This window comes from Lysinibacillus sp. AR18-8 (genome assembly GCF_001705465.1).
Classification (GTDB): domain Bacteria; phylum Bacillota; class Bacilli; order Bacillales_A; family Planococcaceae; genus Lysinibacillus; species Lysinibacillus capsici.
The window spans coordinates 132996-158577 of the sequence record NZ_MDGU01000009.1; the positions used below are offsets into that span (position 1 = coordinate 132996).

21 protein-coding genes and 1 pseudogene are annotated in these 25582 nt (G+C 32.6%); 13 read left to right on the forward strand and 9 right to left on the reverse strand.

Annotated elements, in window-relative coordinates; translation table 11 throughout:
• Positions 1 to 2: 2 nt before the first annotated feature.
• Entirely contained in the window at positions 3 to 1634 is a 1632-nt protein-coding gene (locus tag BFM98_RS08635) for a DEAD/DEAH box helicase (protein WP_066037114.1), read from the reverse strand.
• A gap of 781 nt (positions 1635 to 2415) precedes the next feature.
• On the opposite strand from BFM98_RS08635, the gene BFM98_RS08640 reads away from it, so the two are divergent.
• The gene (locus BFM98_RS08640; RefSeq protein ID WP_066037115.1) at positions 2416 to 3195 is read left to right on the forward strand and encodes an MPN domain-containing protein; all 780 of its coding nucleotides are present in this window, start codon (positions 2416 to 2418) and stop codon (positions 3193 to 3195) included.
• Positions 3195 to 4262, forward strand: coding sequence for a DUF4145 domain-containing protein (locus BFM98_RS08645; protein WP_083225333.1), 1068 nt, complete (start codon positions 3195 to 3197; stop codon positions 4260 to 4262). The genes BFM98_RS08640 and BFM98_RS08645 overlap by 1 nt, the downstream gene beginning before the upstream one ends.
• A 225-nt stretch (positions 4263 to 4487) precedes the next feature.
• On the opposite strand, the gene BFM98_RS08650 is transcribed toward BFM98_RS08645, so the two are convergent.
• The 5 genes from BFM98_RS08650 to BFM98_RS08665 form a co-directional block, all read right to left on the reverse strand.
• Positions 4488 to 5408 carry a ParB/RepB/Spo0J family partition protein gene (locus BFM98_RS08650; protein WP_066037117.1) on the reverse strand — a complete coding sequence of 307 codons (921 nt, stop codon included), beginning with the start codon at positions 5406 to 5408 and terminating at the stop codon, positions 4488 to 4490.
• Between the two features lie 20 nt (positions 5409 to 5428).
• Positions 5429 to 6337 (reverse strand): ParB/RepB/Spo0J family partition protein, encoded by a 909-nt coding sequence (locus tag BFM98_RS08655; RefSeq protein WP_066037118.1) that lies wholly within the window; start codon positions 6335 to 6337, stop codon positions 5429 to 5431.
• Positions 6338 to 6363: 26 nt separating this feature from the next.
• The gene (locus BFM98_RS08660) at positions 6364 to 6636 is read right to left on the reverse strand and encodes a ParB N-terminal domain-containing protein (protein WP_066037119.1); all 273 of its coding nucleotides are present in this window, start codon (positions 6634 to 6636) and stop codon (positions 6364 to 6366) included.
• A 12-nt stretch (positions 6637 to 6648) separates the two neighbouring features.
• Complete coding sequence (locus BFM98_RS23885; RefSeq protein ID WP_175400730.1) at positions 6649 to 6840, reverse strand: hypothetical protein; 192 nt, start codon at positions 6838 to 6840, stop codon at positions 6649 to 6651.
• Positions 6841 to 6942: 102 nt separating this feature from the next.
• Positions 6943 to 7290, reverse strand: coding sequence for a hypothetical protein (locus BFM98_RS08665; protein ID WP_066037120.1), 348 nt, complete (start codon positions 7288 to 7290; stop codon positions 6943 to 6945).
• Between the two features lie 931 nt (positions 7291 to 8221).
• Between BFM98_RS08665 and BFM98_RS24635 the strand changes: the two are divergent.
• Positions 8222 to 8398, forward strand: a pseudogene (locus BFM98_RS24635) (DUF7695 domain-containing protein); the annotation flags it as partial.
• Between the two features lie 631 nt (positions 8399 to 9029).
• Here the strand turns inward: BFM98_RS24635 and BFM98_RS08675 are convergent.
• Positions 9030 to 9374: a helix-turn-helix domain-containing protein gene (locus BFM98_RS08675; protein WP_066037121.1), complete on the reverse strand. Its 345-nt coding sequence runs from the start codon at positions 9372 to 9374 to the stop codon at positions 9030 to 9032.
• Between the two features lie 115 nt (positions 9375 to 9489).
• On the opposite strand from BFM98_RS08675, the gene BFM98_RS08680 reads away from it, so the two are divergent.
• The 4 genes from BFM98_RS08680 (at position 9490) to BFM98_RS08695 (ending at position 14026) form a co-directional block, all read left to right on the forward strand.
• Entirely contained in the window at positions 9490 to 9780 is a 291-nt protein-coding gene (locus tag BFM98_RS08680) for a hypothetical protein (protein WP_066037122.1), read from the forward strand.
• The gene (locus BFM98_RS08685) at positions 9781 to 10080 is read left to right on the forward strand and encodes a hypothetical protein (RefSeq protein WP_066037123.1); all 300 of its coding nucleotides are present in this window, start codon (positions 9781 to 9783) and stop codon (positions 10078 to 10080) included.
• 260 nt (positions 10081 to 10340) lie between these two features.
• Positions 10341 to 12305 carry a DEAD/DEAH box helicase family protein gene (locus BFM98_RS08690; protein WP_066037124.1) on the forward strand — a complete coding sequence of 655 codons (1965 nt, stop codon included), beginning with the start codon at positions 10341 to 10343 and terminating at the stop codon, positions 12303 to 12305.
• Positions 12306 to 12628: 323 nt separating this feature from the next.
• Positions 12629 to 14026 carry a reverse transcriptase domain-containing protein gene (locus BFM98_RS08695; RefSeq protein ID WP_066037125.1) on the forward strand — a complete coding sequence of 466 codons (1398 nt, stop codon included), beginning with the start codon at positions 12629 to 12631 and terminating at the stop codon, positions 14024 to 14026.
• A gap of 99 nt (positions 14027 to 14125) precedes the next feature.
• On the opposite strand, the gene BFM98_RS08700 is transcribed toward BFM98_RS08695, so the two are convergent.
• Positions 14126 to 14323 carry a hypothetical protein gene (locus BFM98_RS08700; protein WP_066037126.1) on the reverse strand — a complete coding sequence of 66 codons (198 nt, stop codon included), beginning with the start codon at positions 14321 to 14323 and terminating at the stop codon, positions 14126 to 14128.
• A gap of 34 nt (positions 14324 to 14357) precedes the next feature.
• Positions 14358 to 15479, reverse strand: a complete 1122-nt coding sequence (locus BFM98_RS08705; RefSeq protein ID WP_066037127.1) for a hypothetical protein — start codon at positions 15477 to 15479, stop codon at positions 14358 to 14360.
• 493 nt (positions 15480 to 15972) lie between these two features.
• Between BFM98_RS08705 and BFM98_RS08710 the strand changes: the two genes are divergently transcribed.
• The 6 genes from BFM98_RS08710 (at position 15973) to BFM98_RS08735 (ending at position 25553) form a co-directional block, all read left to right on the forward strand.
• Positions 15973 to 16956, forward strand: coding sequence for a helix-turn-helix transcriptional regulator (locus BFM98_RS08710; RefSeq protein ID WP_066037128.1), 984 nt, complete (start codon positions 15973 to 15975; stop codon positions 16954 to 16956).
• 33 nt (positions 16957 to 16989) lie between these two features.
• Positions 16990 to 19260, forward strand: coding sequence for a hypothetical protein (locus BFM98_RS08715; protein WP_139111229.1), 2271 nt, complete (start codon positions 16990 to 16992; stop codon positions 19258 to 19260).
• Positions 19261 to 19342: 82 nt separating this feature from the next.
• A complete protein-coding gene (locus BFM98_RS08720; protein ID WP_066037130.1) occupies positions 19343 to 21001 on the forward strand; it encodes a hypothetical protein in 1659 nt (552 codons plus the stop codon).
• Between the two features lie 11 nt (positions 21002 to 21012).
• Positions 21013 to 21264 (forward strand): HNH endonuclease family protein, encoded by a 252-nt coding sequence (locus tag BFM98_RS08725; RefSeq protein WP_066037131.1) that lies wholly within the window; start codon positions 21013 to 21015, stop codon positions 21262 to 21264.
• A gap of 95 nt (positions 21265 to 21359) precedes the next feature.
• Entirely contained in the window at positions 21360 to 23132 is a 1773-nt protein-coding gene (locus tag BFM98_RS08730) for a leucine-rich repeat protein (RefSeq protein ID WP_066037132.1), read from the forward strand.
• A gap of 9 nt (positions 23133 to 23141) precedes the next feature.
• Positions 23142 to 25553, forward strand: coding sequence for a UvrD-helicase domain-containing protein (locus tag BFM98_RS08735; protein WP_066037133.1), 2412 nt, complete (start codon positions 23142 to 23144; stop codon positions 25551 to 25553).
• The last annotated feature ends 29 nt before the right edge of the window (positions 25554 to 25582 follow it).

Genomic DNA, 25582 nt, shown 5'->3' on the forward strand with positions numbered 1-25582 from the left:
TGTCATTCCCATACATCCTCCCAATTTACAAAAGCTTCCGCAATAGATCTAAATCCAGGTAAATCTTCATCAATTACAGTGATGATTTCTGCATCTAGGTTACCTCCAGCGTTTATACCACGAATTGCCCGCCCTACCATCTGACTATAAAGGATTAATGATGTTGTTGGTCGCCCAATAATTGCAGCACTTGTTTTAGGTGCATCGAATCCAGTCGTTAGAACGCCGTAGTTACAAAGAACCTTAGGAATTTCTTCTTCATTCTTAAAATCACTAATGATGTTTTTTCTAGTTGTGTTGTCAGTATTGCTTGTTAAAGAACGAGAGTGGATTCCTTTAGATTGTAAAATAAACGAAATCACGTTGGAACATTCAACAGAGGGGGCAAATAATATAATTCTTTTATGATGTTTTGTTAGTCGAATTGCTTCATTGACTAACAATAAATTTCGTCGCTCATCCTCTGCGAGTTTATTTAAGATTTCTTTTGGATATTCTTTTCTATAATTTAGATTGTCTGAAGAAGTTTGTAAATTTACTAAGTTTTTATTTTTATGGCTAAGTGAAATAAAATTCACTTTTGCTAAATAACCATAGTCGGTCAAATAATCAATTGGGTTATCATAACCTTTCACTTCTAATCTCACTTTTTTACGATGATAGAAGTTGGCTAGTACCATATCTTCTTCAATATTACCAAAGCTGCGTCCAGGGGTAGCACTTAGCCCTAATAGTTTCTTTGGAGGACCAACATTAAGTAATATGTTTACCATATCATTATAAATAGGTGCTACAGATTGATGAGCTTCGTCGAATACTAAAAATGAGACTTTATTAGCTAAATTAGCCATAAACTTTCGACCAACAATCCCTTTAGAATTATTTATTAGCTTTTGTAAACCTGTTACCAATAAGCCTTCTTCTAAATTATTAATATCGAGTTCGTAATTTCCCCAAAACCTAGAGACAGTAATATCTCTATTACCTAACGCAGACCACGCTTTTTCAAATTCCTGTGCAGCTTGCTCACAAAGCTCCTCTGTATTTGCTAGCCAAATAACTGTTGCATTTTCATTTGCCCTTAGGTAGTCAGTAATAATGTTCATGGAAGTTCTAGTTTTGCCCGATCCTGTTGGCATATGTAATAAAACTCTATCGCCACCTGAGCTAAAAATGTTTTTAACCTTAGCTGCTGCAATACGCTGATGTTCGAAAAGGCCATAGTGTGTATTAATTATTTTTTGAATTGGCTCTTGGTCAGGAAGAACAATGACGTTCTTTTTAACATTAAATATTGAGAACAGTGTATTTGAAATTTCAGAGTTTTTTCGGAAGTTTAAGCTCTGTAGTTTGTTATATATGGTTTGGGTGCTGTCTTGAGGGGCATACACTCCTAATATTTTTGCTAATGTTTTTGCCTCGTCAGGTCTAAGTAAATCAAAAATTAAATTTCTGAAGTTACTATCTGAGAGCATTTCTTCCTCGGAATGGAGGTCTAGAATTATTTTCTTAATCTCTCCAATATAAATACCTTCATTACTCATTAGGTTAAGTATTTTTAAAGTTTGAGTACCTAAAATTTCTTGAATTGTTATTTCGTCTGCTCTGTGTAATATTTCCTTTAAATTAAGCAAATAGACCCTCCCTTATTTAAGAAGAAAGTTATACAACGTTATTATTATTGCATAATTTTACTGTTTTGTGGGATAAATTTAAATAGTTTGTTGAATTTAAGAAAGAAAGAGATTTATGGGTAGTAAAATAAGCTATTTGTAAAACATATTATAAAGTGTTTTTATAATTCTGCCAAACATCTACGTCATTATAAATTCCTTATAAATGTTGATATAGCAAGAGAAAATTATAGTAGGGAAGCGGAAGCTAAAGTAACTTTTTCACAGTATCCCCATCTTAGTTAATAATAAAGTGCAAGCATTTTTTTGCTTCAATATAACTTGAAAATGTCATATTTTCTTTAAAAAGTGTTTAATGCTTTATTTTGTTATTGGAAATCTTATGGTTGATTATTCATTTCGAAGTATTTGCTGTAGCAGATAATATAATGTGTATAAAAGCAAATGCATTTTAAATTCGGTCTCCTTAGTACGCAGGTTAATTGGAGAATAAAATCTTTTCTTAACATGAAGTTAAGGAACGGTTTTTAATTTTATTTGAATAATCTAACAAAATATAGCTTATCAGTTATTTGATTTGTTATGATTGTTTAAATAAATGATGAATATATTGATTTAAATGAAGGGGTATATTGGTGTTACATCAAGGGAATGGTTTCAAGATTTAGCTGGGGGAAATTATAGAGAGAAAATAAATTTCTGGCGTAAAAATACAAATCAATTCAAAGTTTTAGAGTCTGGTGTTTTTATACTTTCATTATAAATGTATGGGGGAATTTATATGCGCTTAGAACTAATCAATAATACATTAACGACCATGCTTCTTGACTGTATCAGCCATTATCCAAAGCGCGGTCAGCAAAAGGAATGTTTTGGTTTAATATTTGGTGAACAAAATGAAAAGTCTATCGGTGAATATACGTTTCCGATTGGGAATGTCATTGAGAAAACAGCAGATGGTGTAATGCCAGATGAATATGTAAATAGCATACTTAGAGAATCGAGAAAGCTAGTAATGACGAGTGATTTTGTAGCATATTACCATAGTCATCCATATGATGAGGTGTTCGATTCATGGGCAGATCCAAGTGTTGGTGATGTTCGATTTGCACAATCAATCGGGGAAAACCACATACAAATTATTTTTGCTATCGTAAAAAATGAAGCGGAAGATTCGAATGCTAATCTTCAGTTTGAATATGCAACCGATACACAATATCGCTTTTTTGATAAAAAAGGAAAACATACAGATATTCCTCCTAAGCATGAGCTGAAAAGTGAAAATGGACAAATCATCACAGGTTATTATAAAGATTATGATTTCCAAGTAAGAGCGTATTTTTGGACTGAACAAGCACTTGAAGAAGTACAGCTATACTCATCGGAAGTGGAAATGAATCTATTATTACATCAAAACAACATCTTACTCGAACAATTACCAAAAGATGCAATGTATTATTTGAAAAAGCTAGAGTACTCTTTACGCTTAGCAAATAAAGACAAGTATAAAGAAAAAATTCCATATTTAATTGAAAAACTAAAGTCGGTAGGTGTGAAATAGTGTCACAAAAATTACAAGAAATTTTATACGGAATTAATCCAAGTTTAGCTGAGCTAACACAGGATATCGAAAAGCTCCTTTTTGTTTCACCTAGAGCAGCGATGCAAACAACGCGAACGATGGCGGAAACATTAGTCCGTCAAGTTGCACAATTGGAAGGGCTTGAGCATAGCGAGTTCAATTTTGGAGAATTACAAATGAAATTAAAAAATGAAGGAATTGTTACCCCAACAACGGATAATGCGATTCACTTCGTTCGCCGCCAAGGAAACATAGCAAGTCATGATGGAACGCGTAAAATGTTAATTCGAGAAGCATTAACTTGTTGGGAGTATCAACATTTGATTTTGACATGGTTTATCGAAACATATGCATCACCAGATATTGAGGTACCTGAGTATATTGAGCCGGTTCCTGAGAAAAGCGCGGCTGATAGTGAATATTTAATCGAACATATTGAAGGGTTAATGCAGACGTTTGTGCAAAAAGAGCAGATGTCAGAAAATGTTGTAACCGAGCAAAAGGTTAGTCGCAGAATTTACTATAAAGATCAATTTGTTGAGATACCTGATTTTTTACGAGATGCATTTTTATTACCACAGCGTTTCCCAAAATCCACAACGTTTTTAATTCGTTTGAATGGCGAACAGCAAGCACGTATTATGAGTGAACTGCCATATCAATTAGAAGGTATGCACCGGCATGTAAAGCGATTTAAAGAAGTTAATGATGAATGTTTCTTTGAAGAATTACGATTATTCGTTGAAGAAGAACAAAAACGCAAAATACTAATGGAGCAATATCGTGGAGAAGTCTTGTTATTTTACAAATCAGATTTTGTTATTTTAACAGAAGCATTAGGAAATGTTGCGTTAACGAAGGACGACTTTCCTGGGCAAACGAGCTTGCTTAACTCGTTAGAAGAACAAGGTTTTTTACATGTTAAAGATCTCCCGAAAGAGCTAGTCCTATTAGGCAAGTACCGCAATGTCGGCGAGACGGCATTAGCGAGTTTATTTAATCAGTTGAAGGTGAAGGGAATGGAGTTTACAAAGGTTGAGATTTAAGGTTAGTAAAGGCTGATAGGGAGGGCTTAAATTAGTGTTACTCTAGTATAAAGAAATATATATAAGAAGAAAATATGCTACAAGCAAATAAAGTGTAAGAAGATAACCTAATTACCTATTCATCGGTTCTGGCCTCCAGTAAGTGTTACGAAGGAAGAAGGATATATTAAAGGGTTGACTAAAAGTACATATGCCTTTAAAGATTTGGCACATGTACAAATATAGTTATTTATTTAAGTATTCTTCAAGTTCTTCTTTTTTCAACTTAATAAAAATGTCTAGTGATTTTAGCTCTTTAAACAATTTAATGGAGTCTTCAGTATTATTAGTGTCCATTTGAGAAATTTCGGTAGTTCTTTTTTGTAATGTTTTAATCTCTCTTTTAACTTTTGAATCGATGATTATTTCATCTTCTTCAATCAAAGAATATACTTCCATATAATTCATTTTAGGTGTTCTAAAAAATGTTTTTAGAACGGATTTAGGAGCATTTTCTAACAATTTGTCTGATCTCAAATGATTAGAAGTAATTCTTTTATGTTCAGCTTTATTAACTAAACTATCACGAATCATTTGTTCAGAAAGTTCCTCTACAATATCAGGGTGATGTTGTTTTAATTGCCCAATAAAATCTACTATTCTTGCTAATATAGTAATGGAAAGATTCTTTTTCTGAAGTTTTTCTTCAATATCCATATGAGGATAATAATTAAAAACTTTTAAAGCTTCTCGTACAACTTTCACTCCTTTGTCCGTTTTATATGCAAGCTCTTTCATAGTCCAATTTTCTGTACTATTATTAGAAAGGTCAAAAATATATTTCCCCCATTCATAGGTAGTCCAATCCTCCTTACCTCTTTGAGCTGAAGAAAGTCTATCTAATTCTTCTTCAATACTCTCAGGAGGAGAAACAACATATACTGGTATTTGCTTCATTCCAATTTGGTTAGCTGCATAATGTCTACGATGACCAGATAAAATAATATATTTTCCATCTTTCGGATAGCAAGTGATAGCAGTTTCCCATCCACGATTTTCAAGAATACGTTGTAATTTTTCAGAGTCAATTTTATAGTCTTTGCGGGGGTTTAAAGGGTTGGGTTTTATTTGTTCTATAGGGATAAATTTTAAATGTAAACGTGTCATTTGATTACTCCTATCTGTTATTAATTAGAATTTAATTTTTTTAATAAGGTTTCAACTTGATTCTCTAAGTTCCTGATTTCTTCTAGTATTTTTGATGCTTCATTTTTTCTGTTGTATTTAATACCATTAATGTTTTTTGTCGCCTTTTTTATGATGGATACATTTGTTTTGACATCATAATTTTTAGTTGTGTTATTTAATAAATTTACTTCCTGTATAAAAGAAGATATTTTCTTGTTTGGGTCAAAGAGAAAAGTCATTAACTCATTTTGGGTAGCCTTTTCTATATAATTGCCCTTTAAAATTTCACTGTGTAGACACTTGTTTTCAAATTTTCTAAGCATTATCTCTTTAATATATTTTTCGCCTAAATCATGGTACAAGTTAGGATGGAATTTTTTCACTCTTAAACACCATAGGCGAATGGTATCTAACATATTTACAGAGTAGGTATTATTGTTTAACTGAACTTCAATTTCATTTCTCTCGTAAAATTTACCCACAGCAATGCGTTTTTTTATTGTGGGAATAGACTCACTTAATTTAATTGCAATATCTTCGATTTTAGAATTTAAATCATTTTCAAATAAATTTATAGTGTGCGTAATCCATTCATATGGACTCCAATCAGTTTGATTACCTTGAATTGATCCCAATCTTTCTAATTCTTCCAAGGTGTTTTTAGGTTCTGGAACTAAATAAATAGGGATTTCTTTCAATCCAAGAGACTGACTCGCTTGCCATCTTCTGTGACCACTAAGTATGCAGTAAAAAGGACCAGATTTATAAGCAACGATAGCTTCTTCAAACCCTTTAGTCTTAAGAATATGTTTCATTTCTTTTGATTTGAAATTAGGGTCCTTTCTAGGGTTTTTGGGATTAGGAATGACTCTATTTATATCAGCCCAAATGAGTTTGTTAGTTAGCATAGTTATAGACTCCTATATGTTCAAAATTAGTTTTTGTTTTTTGATGCTTTTCTTTTTCTTTCACGATCTTTTTGTTTATTAATATTCATCTCAAGAGACTGACTCGCTTGCCATCTTCTGTGACCACTGAGTATGCAATAAAAAGGACCAGATTTATAAGCAACGATAGCTTCTTCAAACCCTTTAGTCTTAAGAATTTGTTTCATTTCTTTTGATTTGAAATTAGGGTCCTTTTTAGGATTTTTGGGATTAAGAATGACTCTATTTATATCAGCCTGAATGAGTTTGTTAGTTAGCATAGTTATAGACTCCTATTTGTTCAAAATTAGTTTTTGTTTTTCTGAAGCTTTTCTTTTTCTTTCACGATCTTTTTGTTTTTTATATTCATCTCGGCAGTGAGGATGGAGAATGGTTCTATGATTGCTTAAATTACTTTTTTGTTTTGGTGTAACATTAAAAATAGGCTCTTTACAGAAGCTACAAATGTAATATTCTTTTTTCATGTGGATGTATTTAGCGGTAATAAAAAAGAGATATTCTCGTACAGTATTAAATTTAAAAGTAAGTATAGGTGAAGCATCTGTAAGTATTGGTACAATTTGCAGTTAAGGATTAACAACAGAAATCTCTGAGTTAATCAAGCTATATATTCGGTTTATAGCATTTCCAGATGTACTTTTCTTTTTTAAGTCATCTAATAACATTTTAATTTCATTAGTTAGACTATTTAGGAATCCTGCGTTATTAAAAGACATAAAAATAAAGTTTTCAACTGTAAGTTTATCTGTGATATTTTTCAGATCTTCTGGAGGAAGTAGTTTATAAAGCAAAGGAAAAAAATCTTCCATACTTATATACTCGCCTTTAAAAGGTAACTTATGAGCTAGATGAGTAATGGACTTTATGTCTTTAAAATCTGTTGATAACAATATTAAGAAGATGTCATCATTCATTATATAGACCTCTTTTTCTAAAGTAATTAATAATAATGAAATGATAATAGTTATTAAGTCCTTATTCAAGAAGGAAACGGGGTGGAAACGGTAAAATGGTTCTAAATAACTGTATAAATACCTTTTTTAGGTAATACAAAGTACTTTGAATTGAATTTTTTTTGGTTCTTGAATTTAAAAAGAGATCGTTCTATTGCAAACATTGAGTTATAGATAAGTTGGAGGAGTTGTTTGGTAGTTTAGTCATTCGGTAATCCGGAGTGTAGAGATTAGTAACTGCTTTTCTTTTTTTCAGTGCTGCTAGGACCATTGTATTCTATGTAACCACTATTAGCCAAACATGCCATTAATCCTTACTTACTTCGTTTTATCAAAACAGCACCAACAAGAAATGTCGCAGGATGTGTTAGGGGATGAACATTCACTTTATAAGAGACTTGGAATAAAAGTTGATAGCATTTGCTAAAAAGGTGGTTTATATTATTGTAGTTAAAGAAGAGTGAAAATAAATAAAATAATAAATACCTAAATTGTAAGTGCCTTTGAGAAATAGAATACCTTTAATTCTTAGGTATTTGAAGTCACTAAAAGACTCTGATTAAAGCTATAAATATTACAAAATAGTCCCCCAAAATGTGAAGTGACTTATAAATTTTTTTGATCATTATAGGGGTTTTCCAGAGATATTTGTCTGCTCGGAAGCCATGTAATTGCACGTATGAAACATAGACGTATAAAGGCCTTATATAGGTTTGGGGTTATGAAGTCGTTCATACACTTAAAGGGGTATACTTAGCTATACCCCCTTAAGTGTATGAAACGATGGTTGAATAGATTAAAGAAATTAGAAATTTATAAAAAAAATTATAATATGGAGGCTTAATTAATGAAAATAATCATTCGCAATAAAGTACGTTGAAAAAAATGTAATGACATAATTAAATCTAAGAATAATTATGATTTTAGGTACTGTAAATGTGGCTCGATTTTTGTGGATGGAGGCAAAGAGTATCAGAAGTTTGGATGGGCATTAAAAAATCCAGAAGAAGGAACAACGGTAGATGATTATATAAATTTGAGTTATTCAATTTATGAAGAGAATGGATAATTTATTTTTGCCACTATTAAAAATCGCTATTGCCTTCTATCATTTAATATGTAAGGAAAATATTGGTAATTATATTTACATCATAACAGATAGCTAGATCCCTAATAATTAGAGAAACCGCTTCATTTGAAATCCTAAATATCGGATAGATACTATTGAAAGTACTTATTTGCCAATATGATAACTAATAATAGTTACTATAAAAAATGCTATAGTAACCATTACTGGTGACTATTCAGAATCCCTTCTATAAAGGGGGGATGACCAGTTTAGTCAAGTTGCAATATGTTTAATATGATCAATTGAAACTATTGGTTACTATAAAAGAGCCAGTAATGGTAACCACTATTGGTAACTATTAAGAGTCTCTCCTAAAGGCAATCATTTGGTTTTACCTATAGTAAATAAAGTTTTAACTCTATATACAGCATGTAAAGGAATAAGCTCAATTTCTAACGCTGCTCTTCCATTTTGTCATTGTAATATTAAACAGTCTTTAGAGTAAATAAGGATTTTTTTAAATAGTTCGGCTTTGAGTATATTTTGCGTATTCAATTTTTACTTTTTTTAGTAGTAAATTTAGTGTTTTGAAACTAAAAAATCGCCACTTAGATTCTAAGTAGCGATTTTTTCATTTTACATATGGTTGTAATAAAACATACAGCCCCTTTTTTTGATCATCTGATAACTGTTGGATGATATCAATTAATTTGTCGTCGATTGTTTTAACTTCTACAGGAGAGACATTTAATTTTAAGTCCATTTGCTTCTCGACCATAGCAAAAAATTCAGTTAGTGTAAGTTCAAATACTTCACATACATTTGATAGTTGTGCAAAGTTTATATCAGTGACACCGCTTTCTAGTCTCGAGATTGAGGCCTGAGATAGTGCGACCTTATCGCCTAATTCTTGCATACTCATATTGTTTTGTTTTCGTAAACTTCTTATTGTACGTCCGATTGAGACCGCATTCATCGTCCTATCAACTCCAGTTAATTAATTAGTTTAAGCGTACAATTATTCCGTTTTACAATCAATATTTATTGATTTATACTATTATTGAGAATTATAAAAAACTGCATAAAAGGAGATGGCTATTATCGATAATTTTAATGCAGCAATGCAACAATTTTTGAATCAACGCGTTGATGGAGTATTGTATGAAATCAGTTCAAACGTAAAAAAAGAAGGTTTATCGCAGAGTATCGATAAATTGCTAAATCAATCTAATTTATCCTTGAATAAAGAGGCAAAGGATGAATTTACAGAAAAAATTCATGATTTAGTGTTTGAGTATCAGCATAATATTCTGCAGCAAATTTATCTAGTTGGCTTTCTGGATGGATTAAAACTTGATTCTAAAATGAAAGAGGTCTTATAAATGCATAAATGGTACAACGGTCAAATTACAATTCAGTTAAGTACAATTGTTGAAGCACAAGAAGATGGCACAAAAGAACGCAACTCTGCTCACAATGCTATTAATCTCGATTTTTTAACTGAATTAAAAGAGTTAGTGAAGGCTAAGGGCTACTCTTCAAATTTCGTTGGCTTTGATTTGCAACTTGCTGGCGATGCTACTACGACTGACATTAAAGAGTTAGAGAAAACTGTTCGTCAAGCGAAAGGGAAGGAAGACGTAATTCGAGGAAAAGCTACTATTACTAAAATTTATTTTTAATACATGGACGTTAAGCAGTCATTTTACTGATTGTTTAACGTTTTATTAATATGAATTTACTCAAGGCAAAAAACCCCCAACTCTAATAAAGTGACAGTGTGAGTCACTTCATGAGTTGGGGATTTTCCCTTGCTTTTTATTAATCTAAGATTATATAAAACCTTTGTTCGTTATTGTAAAGCAGAAAGTTGGGAATTTTAAAACAATATAATATCTAAAGGTATAAATATGGTATTATAGAATTAAAGAGGAGGTATATTATGGTAATTTTTAATTCTACTTACGCAAACATTATAGAAAATAGCAAACTATATCAAGCTCAAATTGATGCATATCAGGCCGTTCAAAATTATTACGAACAATTTCCGGAATTTGAAAAAAGAGAAGTGTTAGTTGTTATGCCTACTGGATCTGGTAAAACTGGTTTAATGTCTATTCTACCTTTTGCTAATTGTAAAGGAAAAGTACTATTAATTACTCCAGGAAAAGTTGTTAGAAGAACGGTTTTTGATGAATTTGATACAGTGTTTAATCCTCAAAATTCATTTTTGTATAAACATAACGTTGTTTTAAAGTCAGATCGACTTCCGAAAGCTTTACTATATCAAGGTTTTAAAAAGGGTAGTGAACAGGAAAGAAGTATTGCTATTCGAAAGCTAAAAGAAGCAGATATAGTTATTACTAATATCCATCGAATAAACAGCAGTAGTGATGAAGTTAACTTAATGAATTTAGTTGATGAGAATTTTTTCGATATGATTATCATTGATGAAGCTCATCATGTTGCAGCACCCATGTGGCAAGAGGCATTGGCATATTTTAAAGCATCAAAAGTAATTAAGTTAACTGCTACGCCGTTTAGAGCAGATAAACAAGAGATTACAAACAATCCATTGGATCCAATTTATGAATATACATTAGGTGAAGCTATTAAAGATGGATTATTAAAAGATGTAATAAAAGAAGTTGAAATCCCGGGAGAATTAGAATTTGTTCATAATGAAACTGGTCAAAAATTGACGTTAGAAGAAGCAAAGCAGAAATTAAATAATGACTGGATAAACAAATCCGTAGCATTGTCAGAAGTTTGTTCCAAACAAATCATTCAACAAACAAAGCAAGTACTAATAGATAAAAGAAAAAGCTATCCTAACCATCGCGTGTTAGCAATTACTTGTAATGACGAACATGCCCAATCAATTTGCCGATGGTTTAAAGAAGCAGGTTTAACTGCAACCTATGTAAGTACTAACTCTAATAATGAAAGAGAGAACGATATTCGTTTAACAGATTTTGCACAAGGTAAATATGATGTGATGGTTAGTATTCAAATGCTTGGAGAGGGTTATAATAATCCGGATATTTCTATTATTTCTATATTTAGACCATTTAAATCATTGACGCCATATGCTCAAGCGATAGGTAGGGGCTTAAGAAAAATTCATAATGCCAATTCCGAATTAGATAACTTTTGTAATGTCATATATCACAAGGAACTGGGGCTTGAAAAGTTGTGGGAGTATTACAAACAGCAAAAATCCTTTTCAGAAGTGATTAAATCCCAAAGAGAAAGTATGAGTGTCCAAATTAATATGCTAGAAGAGATGGGGTTTGTAGAGGCAAGGTCATCTTCTAGGAAGTCTAAAATAGGCATTGATGAAGATATTCTAGTAGTAGTTCCACAGCAATTAGGAAGTGTTACAAAATACTCTTCTAAAGGAATTGGAAATGAAGATTCATTTTCAACTGACGGATTTGATCGATATTTAGCGGCCAAAAAAGCTACGAATGATGAAGTGGTAAATAATTTAAAGGCTCAAATAGAACGAATCCATAGATTACAAGAAGAAGGAACAATTTCAGAGGAAGAAGCACAAATGCTAATTGAAAAGAAAGAAGCACAAGCTAATGAAAATATTCAAGTAAATTATTCAGAAGGTGAAGACTATTTAAAGGCACAAGGTCTAAGAAAAGAGTACATTACATGGCTAAATATAAAAATTGAAGATTTCTTTGTACAAAGTAAATTAGATAAAAAAGGTACAGAATTACAAGTTCGCTACGATTTCCAGTTGGATAATGAGGTTGATGATATTGGCTGGTTAACGAGGAATATTCATCAAGCGATTTATCAGCAACTAAAAAAACGTATTGGTGAATTTAATACGAGTGATTATGGAATCGCTAAAAAAATAGTGATTGAAAAATTGGGGTTTTATTGTTGAAAATGAAAAATTTGCTTTCTATTTAATAAAATAGGATAATATAATTGTTCTGTGAAAATAGTTGCAGAAGTGTTAAGTTTCACGCTTGTCAAGGTTATAAATATTTAGAACCTCAACAAGCAAACTAGTAACTTCTATCAAGAACAGCACTAGCTGGATTTCTAGATTGCTAGACAAACTTAGCAACATTGTAATTACCTCCATAGGGTGAGTATAGTGTAATGTTTTAAGAGTAAGAATTCCGTTATATGCGGGAGGGCGTGGTCAGCAGAGCATTCATCTACGGATGGATGACACCAAATTAGGCTAGGAGGTTTTCTGTTATGAAATGGAGTAATGGGCCACAACAATTACATAACCTCTCTAGCTCTTCTAATATTAATTGGGAGAAGTATAGATCTAAAGGTTATTTACATTTTGATGAACGAATACACATAGGGCATATGAAAGCTAACCTCTTGAATAAGGATTGGGTAGCTTCATATGCTTTTTTACCATTTATCCATTTTGAAATGAATTTTAAAAGATTTGTAACGATTAAAGAGATCGATGAGCAGGGGCAAGTAACTAAAAGAAAAGAACGAGGGGAACCTAAAAAACGTAAAATTTTTTATTCTGCTCATAAGGATGGCTATATTTATAAATATTACGGCGACTTATTAAACAATGCTTATAATATCTACGCATCTGAAAATGAAATTGATGATAATGTCGTAGCCTATAGAAATAATAAACTAGGAAAAAATAATATCGATTTTGCATTTGAAATATTTGATCATCTATTTAAGTTTGAAAATGCAGTTGTCATTTCAAGTGATTTTACTAAGTATTTCGATAATATTTCACATAAAACATTGAAGCGGAATATAAGAAGGGTTTTAGGTGCAAAAACCTTAGAACGAGATTGGTATCAAGTGTTTAAGAACCTTACACAATTTACTTATGTAAATAGGGAAGACATTGATAAGTTTTTAGAAGAGAAATATGGAAGAACATTAAATAAAAAAATCAAGACACATCAAATTAATCGAATCATGACTTCTAGTGAGTTTAGGGAATCTAAAAAGAAGTATTTAAAGCCAAACCCTAATTTGGATTCTTATGGAATTCCGCAAGGATCAAGTATGAGTGCAGTTTGCTCTAATGTACATCTAATTGATTTTGATAAAGAAATAAGCGAGTGGTGCAAGCAAAAGTCCGCAAATGCAATGTATAGAAGGTATTGTGATGACTTAATTGTAATTATCCCTCTTGAAAAACAAAGTACAAATGAATTCGCAACAATTCGAAATGAATTATTTGGAATCATTAATAAATATAAAAGTGATGGTTTAGATGTGCAACAGAAAAAAACAGAAATACGGTTATGGAATGGTGACAATATACTAGATGAGCAGCTAAAGCCATCTAAATTAGATTACTTAGGATTTGTAACTGATGGTCAGATGATTCAATTAAGGGAAAAAAGCCTTTTTAATTATTACACAAGAGCATATCGCAAAGCCAAAACAGTCAAACGTATTGAATATGCAACAGAACGACCAGGACCAAAAAGGTCATTGTATGATTTATATACGCATCTTGGATTTGAATATAAAAAGCGTGGAAATTTTGTTACCTATGCCTATAAGGCTCATAATAAAATGTGTCAGTTGCCAGTGAAGAGCTTGATTAAGAAGCAAGTTAAAAGACATTGGGGAAAAATTCATAAACATTTATGAGTTTACTGAATGTAATATGCAAATCATTCCGGAAATTTTAGTTATTTCTTATATAAAATACCCATCCTTATTTTGTTAAGGATGGGTAAAGAGGGAGAGTTAAATCCATTTAGATTTAATTCCATATACATTTACAACTACCTGCTTAGGGGCAGAAATCGGATTCGTAACCATATTTAAATCAGAATTGAATGTTTTTTTGTATTTATCCTTAAAACGATTGCGACGTTCTTCTTGAATGGATGGATTTACAGGTGCATTAATTGCTTTTTCGACATTAAAAATGGAATGACTCATACAAAACACCTCCTAAGGATATGATATCATATTTTTATGAAATGAAATGGACTTCTGCATCTATTATTTCAAGGAATTTTTTTGTGTCTTCTTCAATTTTTTGAATTACTTTATCTTGAGTCCAATTGTCATCTGTTTGATGGGCTATGACATATACAAAATTTTCTCCAAGGTTGTTTGTTAATTGTAAGTTGGAATACATCCTTGCTTTTTTCGAATCAGAAGTACCTTTGTAATTAAAGAGGTCAAGACTCGATTTAATTGACATATAGTCTTTAAGTAAAAACATGGCAATATCAATACCTGACTTACGTCCATTTAGTTTTTGTATTTTCTCTTGAGATAATTCAATATCAAAGTTTACATTCATGCTTTTTTCTAACAAAGGATGTAACAGTTTAACTAGCTCAAATTTATAAGTATAAGAATTATTAATTTTTTCAATTGGTAAATTGTCTAATTCTTTAAGCAATTTTAAATAGATATCTTCTAATTCTTCTATGTCATCGTCTTTTTCATTATAAGTCTTAAAGCTAACAGTAGCTTTTAAATATGCACTTATTATTGCATTAATTTCCTCAAGATTGAATTCAAAATATGCTTGTGAAACAAGATTTAAATCGTCCCCTTCTCTAACGGTTGTATGATCACCATTAATAATGATTTTTAAGAATTTATGGTTTTTTAGTATTCGATACTTATATCTTTGTATAGAGACTACTGTTGGGGTTGAGTTTATAAAAATTTCCATCGCATTAAATAAAGATTTTTGTCTATAAAACTCATTTAACTCAGCGTAATTTTCCCATAATTTCTTTGTTTCAGAATCTAATTGTTTTTCAAGATATTGAATTTTATCAGCTTTAATATTCATATTATAAAAAGTTATGACTAAAGTAATTAGAAATATTATTAAATACATCTGACCATTGTTTGTAAAGTGAGTATTTATTGACTCAATAAGTGATACATCTATCGTGAAAGCAACAGATAAAATTGCTAATAATACACTCACTATATTTAACAATGAATTAGGGCTTATCCAACTAGGGATTTTTTTCAACTTTATAGATAAAATCCAACTATGTAATAAATTTCTAAAAAACAAACCTGTTAAAATTCCAATTAATACTATTGCAACTATTGTCCAAATCATTGTAACCTCCTAGATAATGTATTTATAACTTACATTTAACTATAAATTTATATTTATGGGAATATATTTTGAAGTAATTGTCTCCGTAAGTGTTATTAACAAATTTTGCTAATTCCTTTGTAAGAGCAATTTCTGATGGTTAGAAAAGCCTTGTTAACGTTGATATAATAAGGTTTTCTGATTTGATAGGTAGAACACCCGTCTAAAGAACTTTTATCGTTCTTTTAAATAGCTTTTCTACATTAGAACCTCACCAAATCCCCTATTTATTACTTTCAGCCGAATATCCAAAGTAATATTTATATCAATATCATTGGAATAGTATTTAAATTGTGTCTGTACCGTTATAGTATAATATCCCCTTAATCACCTATGCAAAATGTCATGATAAAAAATGAAAATAATGGCATAATTAGATTGTATAGTTTTATTTGTTTGGATGGTCATATTATGTCCAATTACATAAGTAAGATAGATTTAACGAGGTGATGCAATGAGCCAAGAGAAAGAGCCGCAAATTCATCGTATTTTGTCTATGTATGAGCGTCTTATGAACGGCGAAACACTTATTAAAAAGGAAGAAGCAGCGCGGTTCCAAATAAGTGAAAAGTCGATTCAGCGAGATATTGGTAGTATCCGTAACTTTCTCGAATTAGAAAAAAGCAATGAATATGTCGATTACGATCATTCGAAAAAAGCTTATGTTTTAGAAACGAAGACACCAAGCTGGCTAAGAAATGAAGAGATTTTCGCTATCCTAAAAGTCTTAATTGAATCTAGAGCATTTCCTAAAGGTGAGATGGACAGCTTAATTGATAAGCTAACTCATCTTGCTAAAAAAGGAGACCAAACAATAATTAAGCAAATGATGGCGAATGAAAAGTATTTGTATGTCGAGTTGGTTCATCAAAAGGAATTGCTTGATGTGTTGTGGCAACTATCATTAGCGATTCAGGCGAAAAAAGTCATCACTATGCACTATAAACGCGAATTTGACGAGCAAGCAAGTGAGCGAAACGTAAAACCAGTCGGCATTATTTTTTCAGAGTACTATTTTTATTTGATTGCTTATCCAATCGGGAAAGACTTCGACTATCCAACGATTTATCGGATTGATCGAATTGAGCGATTTGAGCAAACATCTATTACATTCAGAGTGCCGTACCATGAACGTTTCCAAGAAGGTGAATTTCGAAAGCGCGTGCAGTTTATGTATACTGGTGAGCTGATAAATGTAAGGTTCAAGTTCACTGGTCCTTCAAAGCAATCCGTTCTTGACCGATTACCAACAGCAAAAGTTGTAGAAAAGCTGGACGATGGCTTGATTTTTGAAGCTGAAGTATTTGGTAAGGGGATAAAGATGTGGCTGTTGAGTCAAGGGGAGTTTGTGGAAGTGTTGGGACCGGAAAGTTTTCGAAATGAATTTACAATCATACATAAGAAAATCAAACAGAAATACTCGGAAATTGATTATTGAGAGTTAAAATACTTGAAAGTAGGTATGGTGAAAATGAGTATTTGGTATAAGTTGGGTTCTGTTAAAGACGAAGTAGCATGGAAGGCTAGTAAAGCGGGAAAGGCAGTGAAAGACAAAATAGAAGAAGGTTTTACGAAAACGTATTACAAAGTGGATCATATAAAAGAAAATGCATTATTTGAAGCTAGATGGAAAATGCGAGATACGAAAGATTCCATTTCGGACTTAAGACATGATCCTTCAGGTACAATTAGCCAGTTAAAATATCGATTGAGCGATACACCAGCTGATAAGCTAGTAGGTCTTCTATTCCCAGGTAGTGAGGCAAGGTTGTCGGCACAACGTATAAAAGATTTAGATGCGAATTTAACAGCTAAAGTAAACGAGTTAAATAGCATGTTAGATGATAAAGAAGTGTTAGAGCGTAGAGTAGCTATTGAATTTGAAAACGGCGGAATAGTTCGTCAAAATATCCGTAATAGCTTAGCATTCTTTGCATCTGAGTTTGAGAAATTACATAACAAACCAGAGTATAAGCTGAAAAGTATTGAAACAAAGTTAAATGTAAAATTGGCGATTGATCATGGTCAAGGGATAGACTTTTCTAAATTAGATTCAGCACTTCTAAAAATTTACGACAATGATTTTAATGTGTTATCGCTGTTCAAACAAAGTCCGTTTACATCAGCTATTTTAAAGCTACGTGAAAAATCTTTAACAGAAGAAGTCAATCAATGTATGAGCGAAGTTGTGAGCTGTATCCACAACGTACAAAAAATTAATCATGGTTTAACAAAACTGTATGAATTAACGCATTCATTAAATAGTGAGATCATTAAAACGAAAGTACTTTTAGATTCCGAAATTGAAGAGTTTATGGATGTGATGAATGTGTATGGAACAGATTATGAGTTATACGATGAGCGTGCGGATTTAATAATTGATAACGTATTAAAAATGGTTGCATTAGCTGTACGTCTGTTAAATACGCCAATTTATTCGAAAGAGCAGGGTAATGAGTTAAATACGGATATAGCGTACCAAGTCATTACAGATTTGGAGCATAATTTAATAGAAAGCTATGGTGCTGAGAGGCTAAATTCGTTACAGGAGCAATATGATGATTATACATCGCTTAATTTTGAAGACCGTGCCTTAGTAAGTGTTCAAAAAATGACAGGCGGTCGTAGTGTAAGACGTGCTTTTGAGGACGTATTAGTAGGTTATCCTAGTCATTTTAATAATGGGAATGCAACGAGCTATTCGTTAGTTTCTGAAAGACAAAGCTATGATCAGGATTTTGCAGATTATAGACATTCGAGCTTAATTACAGATGCTTATGAATATTTTGTACCCTTCGATAAAGATTACTGGAAAGCAAGCATTAACCAAGTTAATAGTAACCACGATATCTATACAGATCATTCTGGCAGATATTCGATTGTAACAATCGGGAAAACGTTTGGCTTTGACCGTTTTGTAATCTACGATGCGAAAAACAATAAGTCAGCACAGTTTGACTTAAATTTAGGGGAATTCAATTATTTTGATCCAGCCTATCAATTAATAAGCGCTGCTATTCACCCGGTAGGAGAAAATCGTGTTGAAATCATTTTACTTGGCTGCTTATCAGGTAGAATGCAAAATGTTTACTATAACAGATATATTTATGAAAACGGTCGCTTAACAGAGGAAGGTGGACAGCTATGGGACAATACGTTACAAGTATTAAATGCATTAGAGGAGAATCAAACGATTGTTCATATTGAGCCAAGCGATGAGCTAGATGGCTTTGTTTATATGGCGTCTGAGCGATCGTTTATTGACAACACGTATACAAATCAACGCAAACAACCAATTGCATTATATCGCGTCAAAAATGGCGAAGCGGTATCTATACAGGCACCGGCAAAGGTTATGTTAGATAAAAAGAATGTTAATGAATATATTAATAACTTTGCCTTCAATGCGAATAATGAAGATTCAAACTTAATTCGTGATAATTATTTATATAAATATTTAGGTTTCGGCTTAGCTAACAAAGTTACGATTTTTGGTAAGCGGATGTTTGTGTTAGATTATTATTCTGAAACGGGGGAATATCGCTTACTTTGTGATGATTTCAGAAGTCATAAAGGTATAAGTTGTAAGCAACGAATTTTAGAATTTAATCTTGATACAGATGAAATGGTAGCAGAGATTGAAATCGGCATTGAAAATTCAAATGTCCACGAAATTTTATACCATAACAATCGTCTGTATGCAATCGACCTTACACATGGGTTATTAGTATACACAGTATGAACCTTATATAGGTTATAGGTTTCATTGATATCACCTTTATCGTTCTTTGTTAAATAGTAAATAGCAAATGGAAGTGTTATAGATGCTAGCAAATAATTTAAAACAAATGGATACAATTGCAGTCGATGAAAGCCAACCACCGAGCCAATCCATTATGGAGCAATTTGAACATCTTGTCGTATCGTCACTTTTTAAAGCGTTTGGATTAAACCCGGTATTATTTAATGATCAAGATGGTGGCAACGTTGATACACTAGTAACAGCTCGTAAGTATGGCATTAAAGAAGAGCAAGCAAGCCAAGCTTATGCCAATCGCTCTACGTACAACAGTAACGACTATCATGGCGGTGGTAAAAGTAGTGGCTATGGTTCTAAAAATGCAACTTTAAGCAAAATGCGTGATGATGGGACACTAGTAGATGCATATACTGGTGAATTATTAAACGGGAAATTCGATTTAGATCATGTCATATCAGCAAAAGAAATTCACGACGATCCGGCTCGGGTACTTGCTAGTTTAGATGGTGTCGAGCTAGCGAACCAAGATTCCAATTTGAACGCAACTAATTTTTCCATTAACCGTAGTAAAAAGGCCGATAAGATGGATGAAGCAGTTGTCAAGCTACAAGAACGTCAAGCAACGAATGAGAATAAACTAAAAGAGTTAAAAAGCATCAAAAAACCAACACCGGAACAGCAAAAGCAAGTTGAGAAGTATGAAAATCTGTTGAAAGCTGATTTTGAACTAATGAAAAAGGCCGATAAAAATGCACGAGCAGTTTATAATGCACAGCTTGGAAAAGCGTATTATGCTAGTGACAAGTTTTTAAAATCTGCTGGGAAAGATGCAGCAATAAAAGGCTATAAAATGGGCTTACGTCATGTTTTAGGTCTGCTTTTTACAGAGATTTGGGTGTCTGTTCGCAAGGGAATAAAAAATTTAATTCAAAAAATGAAACAAAACTTCCAAATCAAAGAGTTTTTCATGGCCATCGCTGATATTTTTAAATCAACTATTCAAAACGTCATCAGTAAGTATAAAAAATTTATTGAGACGTTTAAGGAAGGGCTGATTGTAGGGATATTATCTTCAATTACGACGACGATTGTTAATATTTTTATAGGAACAGCAAAACGTGTCGTACAAGTGATTCGTGAATGTTGGGCGAGCATTGTTGAAATAACTAAAATTCTATTTTTCAGTGACGAGCATACGACATTTTCTCAAAAGATGAAAGCTGTCGCAAAGATTCTAGTCGGTCTTGCAACTGTGTTACTTGGAACGTTGATTCATGAGGCGGTTTTAAAAATCCCAGGACTCGGTCAATTAGAAGATGTTAGTGATTCACTTGCCATCTTTTTAAGTGCTTTTCTTACAGGGGTTATTAGTATTGGTCTGTTATATTTCATTGACCATGCACAAGAAGTAAAACAATTTTTCACTTTCTCTTATTGGTTAAAGGATAGTATTAAAGAACAAACAGCGTACTACGAAAACGTAAATAAGCAGCTGGCTCAAAAGGCAACTGAGCTGTCACAAATTCCATATCAAGAAATTGAAAAGTTAATTGATAAAGTACGTTCTTATAATAAAAAAATTGAAAATGCTTCTACAAAAGAGGAATTAAATTGTATACTCACGTCCATCATCAAAGCAGAAAATATTAATATGGGATATGAAACAAAAGATCAACTTCGGAAGAAGATGCTCGATAAGACGACAAAATTTGTGTTTGAATAGTCTTAACGTAGTTGTATGGGGGCGGAGATAAGAGAGAAAAATGTAAGTTTATTTTAAGCGTTCTTGAAGATAGTTTTGGTCATAAAGAGAAAGTAGATTTAACGAAGGCAACAATTGAACATATTATGCCACAAACTTTAACTGAATGTTGGAAACAGGAATTAGGTAGCGATTTTGAAGATGCTCATGCAAAGTATATTCATATTATTGGAAATTTAACATTGAGTGGATATAATTCGGAATTATCTAATGAACCTTTTTGAATAAGGAAATCGAAAAATATAGCTCTTGGAACGAACAGTCAATTATTACTACAATATTTCGAAAATATATCTAGTATAAAGGGGGGGACTACACTATGAATCCACGAAAAGCACCTTGCATTTGTGGCTCTGGCTTAGAGTATCGTAAATGCTGTGAGAAAAAAGGAATCAAAAATACTCGATCAATATCCCGTGATCAACTATTAGAAGTCATACGCGTATTAGATGAAGAAGTTCTTCATTTATGCATGGCAAAATTAGACGATACATTAGAAAAAATGATAGACGACTTAGAAAATGAGATTACAAAACTGGTCGCTCAAACATTTTCAAATGAAGGTAAAAAGGCTTTACAACATGTTTTAAAAACCGTACCTGACCCAATAGCATGTAAAAAAATAGAATATATTTATATCTCGGAATTCCCGAAAACGATGTTTCGTTCATTAATGAAAATCATCACAAATGTAAATGAACAAAAACAATCTATTTATCAAAATGCGCCTTATAAAATTAGCTTTGATGAAGATTTTGTAACGGCAGAAAATCAATTTGAAATCGAACAAGGTTTTGTTCGATATATCGGCAAGGACTCATTTGTCAAAATTCCAACAACTATTCATGGTGAAAAAGTAATTGGCGTTGCGGAAGGCGGCTTTTCTAATAATACAATTATACAGGCAGTTTTTTTGCCGGAAACGATTACCCAACTAGCAGACCGTTCTTTTACCGATTGTACGAACCTAATCCATATCGAATTAAACGAAGGGCTTATTGAGATTGGTAAGCATGTCTTTAATGGTTGTCATAGTTTAAGATTTATACAATTCCCTGAATCGTTAGAAGTAATTGATAGCTATGCATTTAATGAGTGCGCAAGCCTCGTTCGCGTGGAGTTTCCAAAGCAGCTTACACATATTGGCGCCTTTGCATTTTCTGAAACGTCTCTTCGCTATGTGGAACTACCAGAGGGACTAACTTTTATTGCAAACGCCGCTTTTTCAGAATGCACTGAGTTAGAATTCGTATGGATTCCGGAAGGTGTTGAAGCTATTTATATGAATAGTTTTGCCTATTGCGTTGCTTTACGCCATGTGATTCTTCCGAAAACGATTCAATCGATTCATGCTTCCGCTTTTGCAAGCTGCTATCACATAAAACAATTGCTAATACCGAATACTCTGAAGGAACTGGCACCAAATGCATTTTTAGACATCCATCCCCATGTGCAAATTTATACACCATTGTCCAAAATAACTCCGATGGAAATAGCAGAAATAATCCCATTTCCACAGCAGCATAAAACAAAAGCGCTTAAAACATTTTTCAAGACCAAAAATTGGAACATTTTAAAGGAAGATGAATACAAGCAAAAAGCACAGCATCTGCTTGAAGAAGTTCGCAATATGTACCATATAATACTTGGACTGAAGCAACCAAAAGGACCTTCACTTGAAACCCAATATATGGCCATGCTCGATCAAGGGATTGTCAAAAAGCGTGCAGGTCAATATGAACAGGCAAAACAATCGTATATCGAAGCAATTCGTCTACTCCCTACTCGATCCGTTGCCTATTATAACTTAGGCAAAGTACTATATATTTTAGGAGATTATCGTGCCGCTGCGAAATCATACCGTACCGCTCTCCAATCCGAGCATGAAGTAGAAGAAACAATGCATCATTTAGGACACGCACTACTCGATGAAACCGTTAGTCCTGAAGAAAAACATATTGTACAATTTTATTTACAGCAAATCGCCCCAGCGAAAAATCTCAAATTTAAAATACCGACAATGCAAGAAATAGATCTTTACGATAAAAAATGCGTAGACGCTGCGACAGATTATATTAACTCACTCGTTTAGGTGGTATATATGAAAATTACGAAAGACTTTTTTAAACATGTTCCCCGCGAAAAACAACAAGCTGTTTTAGAGCGTCTGCAAAGCTTTTCACAGCTTATTCAAGATGCAAATGTTTTTCACGAAATCCCAAAAGGTTTTTGGATTCGTAAAGTAGTTGGAACAAATATATATAAATTTCGCGTCAATAGCGGAGACCGTATATTATTTACCTTTAATGAAGATGGCACCGTTACTTATTTAAGCTTTGAAACACACGATACCCAAATTCGCTCGGCTAAAAAAGTGACAGTGGAACAGAGCGTCATGGATGTACAAATTAATTTCGATCAGTATGAAAACGAAACAATCGACGAGATAATCGATTACTATGCTCAATACGAATTAACGAGCAAACTCATTCAAATGGAACAAAATGAAGTGCATGAAGATGAATACATTACATTAGTGATTGAAGATGAACAATTAGCGAAAGAGCAAGTTATTTTCACACGCGAGCAATTTCATTGCCTTCAAAATCAAGACACATTAACGATTATTATTGGGTGTGCAGGCAGCGGGAAAACCAATATTGCACTACGGAAAATTCAATTACTACAGGAGTTTCATCAGTCTGTCGATTATATAACGTTTTCACCTTATTTAATGAACGATGTAAAGCATCGCTACGAATTCATTAAATCCGAGAATTGTCATGTTGGCTTTTATTCGTTAGCCAAGTTCTTTGAAAACCTATTAGATGAATCTTATACGGTTATTTACGAGGAAGATTTTTACCATTGGCTGCAACATTTAGAATATGACGAATTATTACCAGAAGAACTATATGCAGAAATTTACACCGTTTTAAAAGGTGCTACAACTGAAAAAATATTGACCGAGTCACAATATTTAAAATTAGATAGTAACCTTTCAACCGTAACAAAACGAGAAGTGTATCATATTAGCAGACAATATGAAAAATGGCTTGCTCAAAATCAATACGTTGATTTAAATGATCTTGCCTTCTTTGTGTTAAAGGTAAACATTCCTTATAATCGTTATATCATTGTTGATGAAATACAAGAGCTTACAAAAAAACAATTAGCCGTTATCCAACAGCTAATTGGAAACCAAGTAAAAGCGTTATTTTTAGGTGATACTTATCAAGCGTTGTCCAATTATTTATTCAATACATCGGAATTAACGAATCCATTCAAACGGTCACATATGATGTATAGCTTGAACCAAATGAACAAAAACTTCCGCTCTGGCGACCATATAATATATGTTTTAAATGAATTAAAGGCATTACAAATGGAGTTAGACCCTCATAAAGAGGCACTTTATGAAATTGCTATTCGTCCTGCCGAAAAGCCGAAGCTCATAGTACAGTTAATATCAGACGATGCATATACACGCATCACTAATGATATTGAATCAATTTTTATAGTACCAACCATTAAGGATAAGATTAGTTTCTTGCGAAAAGGGATTCAACGAGTCTTTACAATGAAAGAAGTACAAGGTTTGCAGTATAAGAGAGTTTATTGTTATCACTTGTTACAATATGTGCAAGAAGCTAAAGAGAGAAACACACCGTTTTTAAGTATGTTCTTCCATAGCTTTTATGTGGCTGCATCCCGTGCTGTTTACGAAATTGTCTTTATTGAGGAACAAGAAAGCCAATTGTTTGATAATCCTCAGCTTTTTGAAATTGTAAGTTTAGATCATTTAGTCGTTCCAACAATTAATAGTACGTTAGAATGGCTCGAAGAAGGAAAGAAATTAGAACGGCTCGGTAAATTTACCCAAGCAATCGATGCTTATCGAAAATCGGATGCACAGGAAGACATTAAACGTTGCCAATCAATTATTGATCGTAAATTAAACTACAGCCATGCACAAAACTATACAACGATGATCAAATTTGATTTCGCTGTTGATACACCTGAAAAAATACAAGAAGTGCTAAAAAAGCTACAGGAGTTCAATTTACAAATAAAAGGTTCAACTCGATTCTATCGCCAATTAGCAAGCGGGAAAATCGAATACGAAAATTTGTACATTTATGATTCCATGACGCACGAGGAAATTAGTGAACGCTTATTTTCATTGCATAATCTCACCGACGTAAATCGCCATTCATTTGTTTTATTCGGTGTTTTATACGAACAAAATGAACCGATTTCACTTGCGGCAAAATGGCGACTAAGCAACAGTGAAAACTACGGTCTGCACTGTCGCTTTAACAAAAAAGTCGGCCTACAAATCGAACCGCGCTACATGCTAAATGAAGCAAAGCTAGGTTACTTGCAAAAACGTATTTATGAGCAAAGTCCTGTCTTTTCAGGACTTCAAAAAAAAGTAAAGGTTGAGGAATTCATTGAAAAATCAGTGAAACATCAGAATGCTGACGATATATTGAATGATATTTTTAATTAATCCTATTTTTTATATGGGCTGTCCGAAAA

What these genes read in the sequence shown, in the direction of transcription:
- BFM98_RS08735 (WP_066037133.1), top strand. Translation starts at nt 23,142, where the DNA reads ATGAAAATTACGAAAGACTTTTTTAAACATGTTCCCCGCGAAAAACAA.
- BFM98_RS08700 (WP_066037126.1), bottom strand. Translation starts at nt 14,323, where the DNA reads ATGAGTCATTCCATTTTTAATGTCGAAAAAGCAATTAATGCACCTGTA.
- BFM98_RS08710 (WP_066037128.1), top strand. Translation starts at nt 15,973, where the DNA reads ATGAGCCAAGAGAAAGAGCCGCAAATTCATCGTATTTTGTCTATGTAT.
- BFM98_RS08640 (WP_066037115.1), top strand. Translation starts at nt 2,416, where the DNA reads ATGCGCTTAGAACTAATCAATAATACATTAACGACCATGCTTCTTGAC.
- BFM98_RS08695 (WP_066037125.1), top strand. Translation starts at nt 12,629, where the DNA reads ATGAAATGGAGTAATGGGCCACAACAATTACATAACCTCTCTAGCTCT.
- BFM98_RS08655 (WP_066037118.1), bottom strand. Translation starts at nt 6,337, where the DNA reads ATGCTAACTAACAAACTCATTTGGGCTGATATAAATAGAGTCATTCCT.
- BFM98_RS08720 (WP_066037130.1), top strand. Translation starts at nt 19,343, where the DNA reads ATGCTAGCAAATAATTTAAAACAAATGGATACAATTGCAGTCGATGAA.
- BFM98_RS08650 (WP_066037117.1), bottom strand. Translation starts at nt 5,408, where the DNA reads ATGACACGTTTACATTTAAAATTTATCCCTATAGAACAAATAAAACCC.
- BFM98_RS08675 (WP_066037121.1), bottom strand. Translation starts at nt 9,374, where the DNA reads ATGAATGCGGTCTCAATCGGACGTACAATAAGAAGTTTACGAAAACAA.
- BFM98_RS23885 (WP_175400730.1), bottom strand. Translation starts at nt 6,840, where the DNA reads ATGAAAAAAGAATATTACATTTGTAGCTTCTGTAAAGAGCCTATTTTT.
- BFM98_RS08715 (WP_139111229.1), top strand. Translation starts at nt 16,990, where the DNA reads ATGAGTATTTGGTATAAGTTGGGTTCTGTTAAAGACGAAGTAGCATGG.
- BFM98_RS08685 (WP_066037123.1), top strand. Translation starts at nt 9,781, where the DNA reads ATGCATAAATGGTACAACGGTCAAATTACAATTCAGTTAAGTACAATT.
- BFM98_RS08705 (WP_066037127.1), bottom strand. Translation starts at nt 15,479, where the DNA reads ATGATTTGGACAATAGTTGCAATAGTATTAATTGGAATTTTAACAGGT.
- BFM98_RS08660 (WP_066037119.1), bottom strand. Translation starts at nt 6,636, where the DNA reads ATGCTAACTAACAAACTCATTCAGGCTGATATAAATAGAGTCATTCTT.
- BFM98_RS08680 (WP_066037122.1), top strand. Translation starts at nt 9,490, where the DNA reads ATGGCTATTATCGATAATTTTAATGCAGCAATGCAACAATTTTTGAAT.
- BFM98_RS08665 (WP_066037120.1), bottom strand. Translation starts at nt 7,290, where the DNA reads ATGAATGATGACATCTTCTTAATATTGTTATCAACAGATTTTAAAGAC.
- BFM98_RS08690 (WP_066037124.1), top strand. Translation starts at nt 10,341, where the DNA reads ATGGTAATTTTTAATTCTACTTACGCAAACATTATAGAAAATAGCAAA.
- BFM98_RS08730 (WP_066037132.1), top strand. Translation starts at nt 21,360, where the DNA reads ATGAATCCACGAAAAGCACCTTGCATTTGTGGCTCTGGCTTAGAGTAT.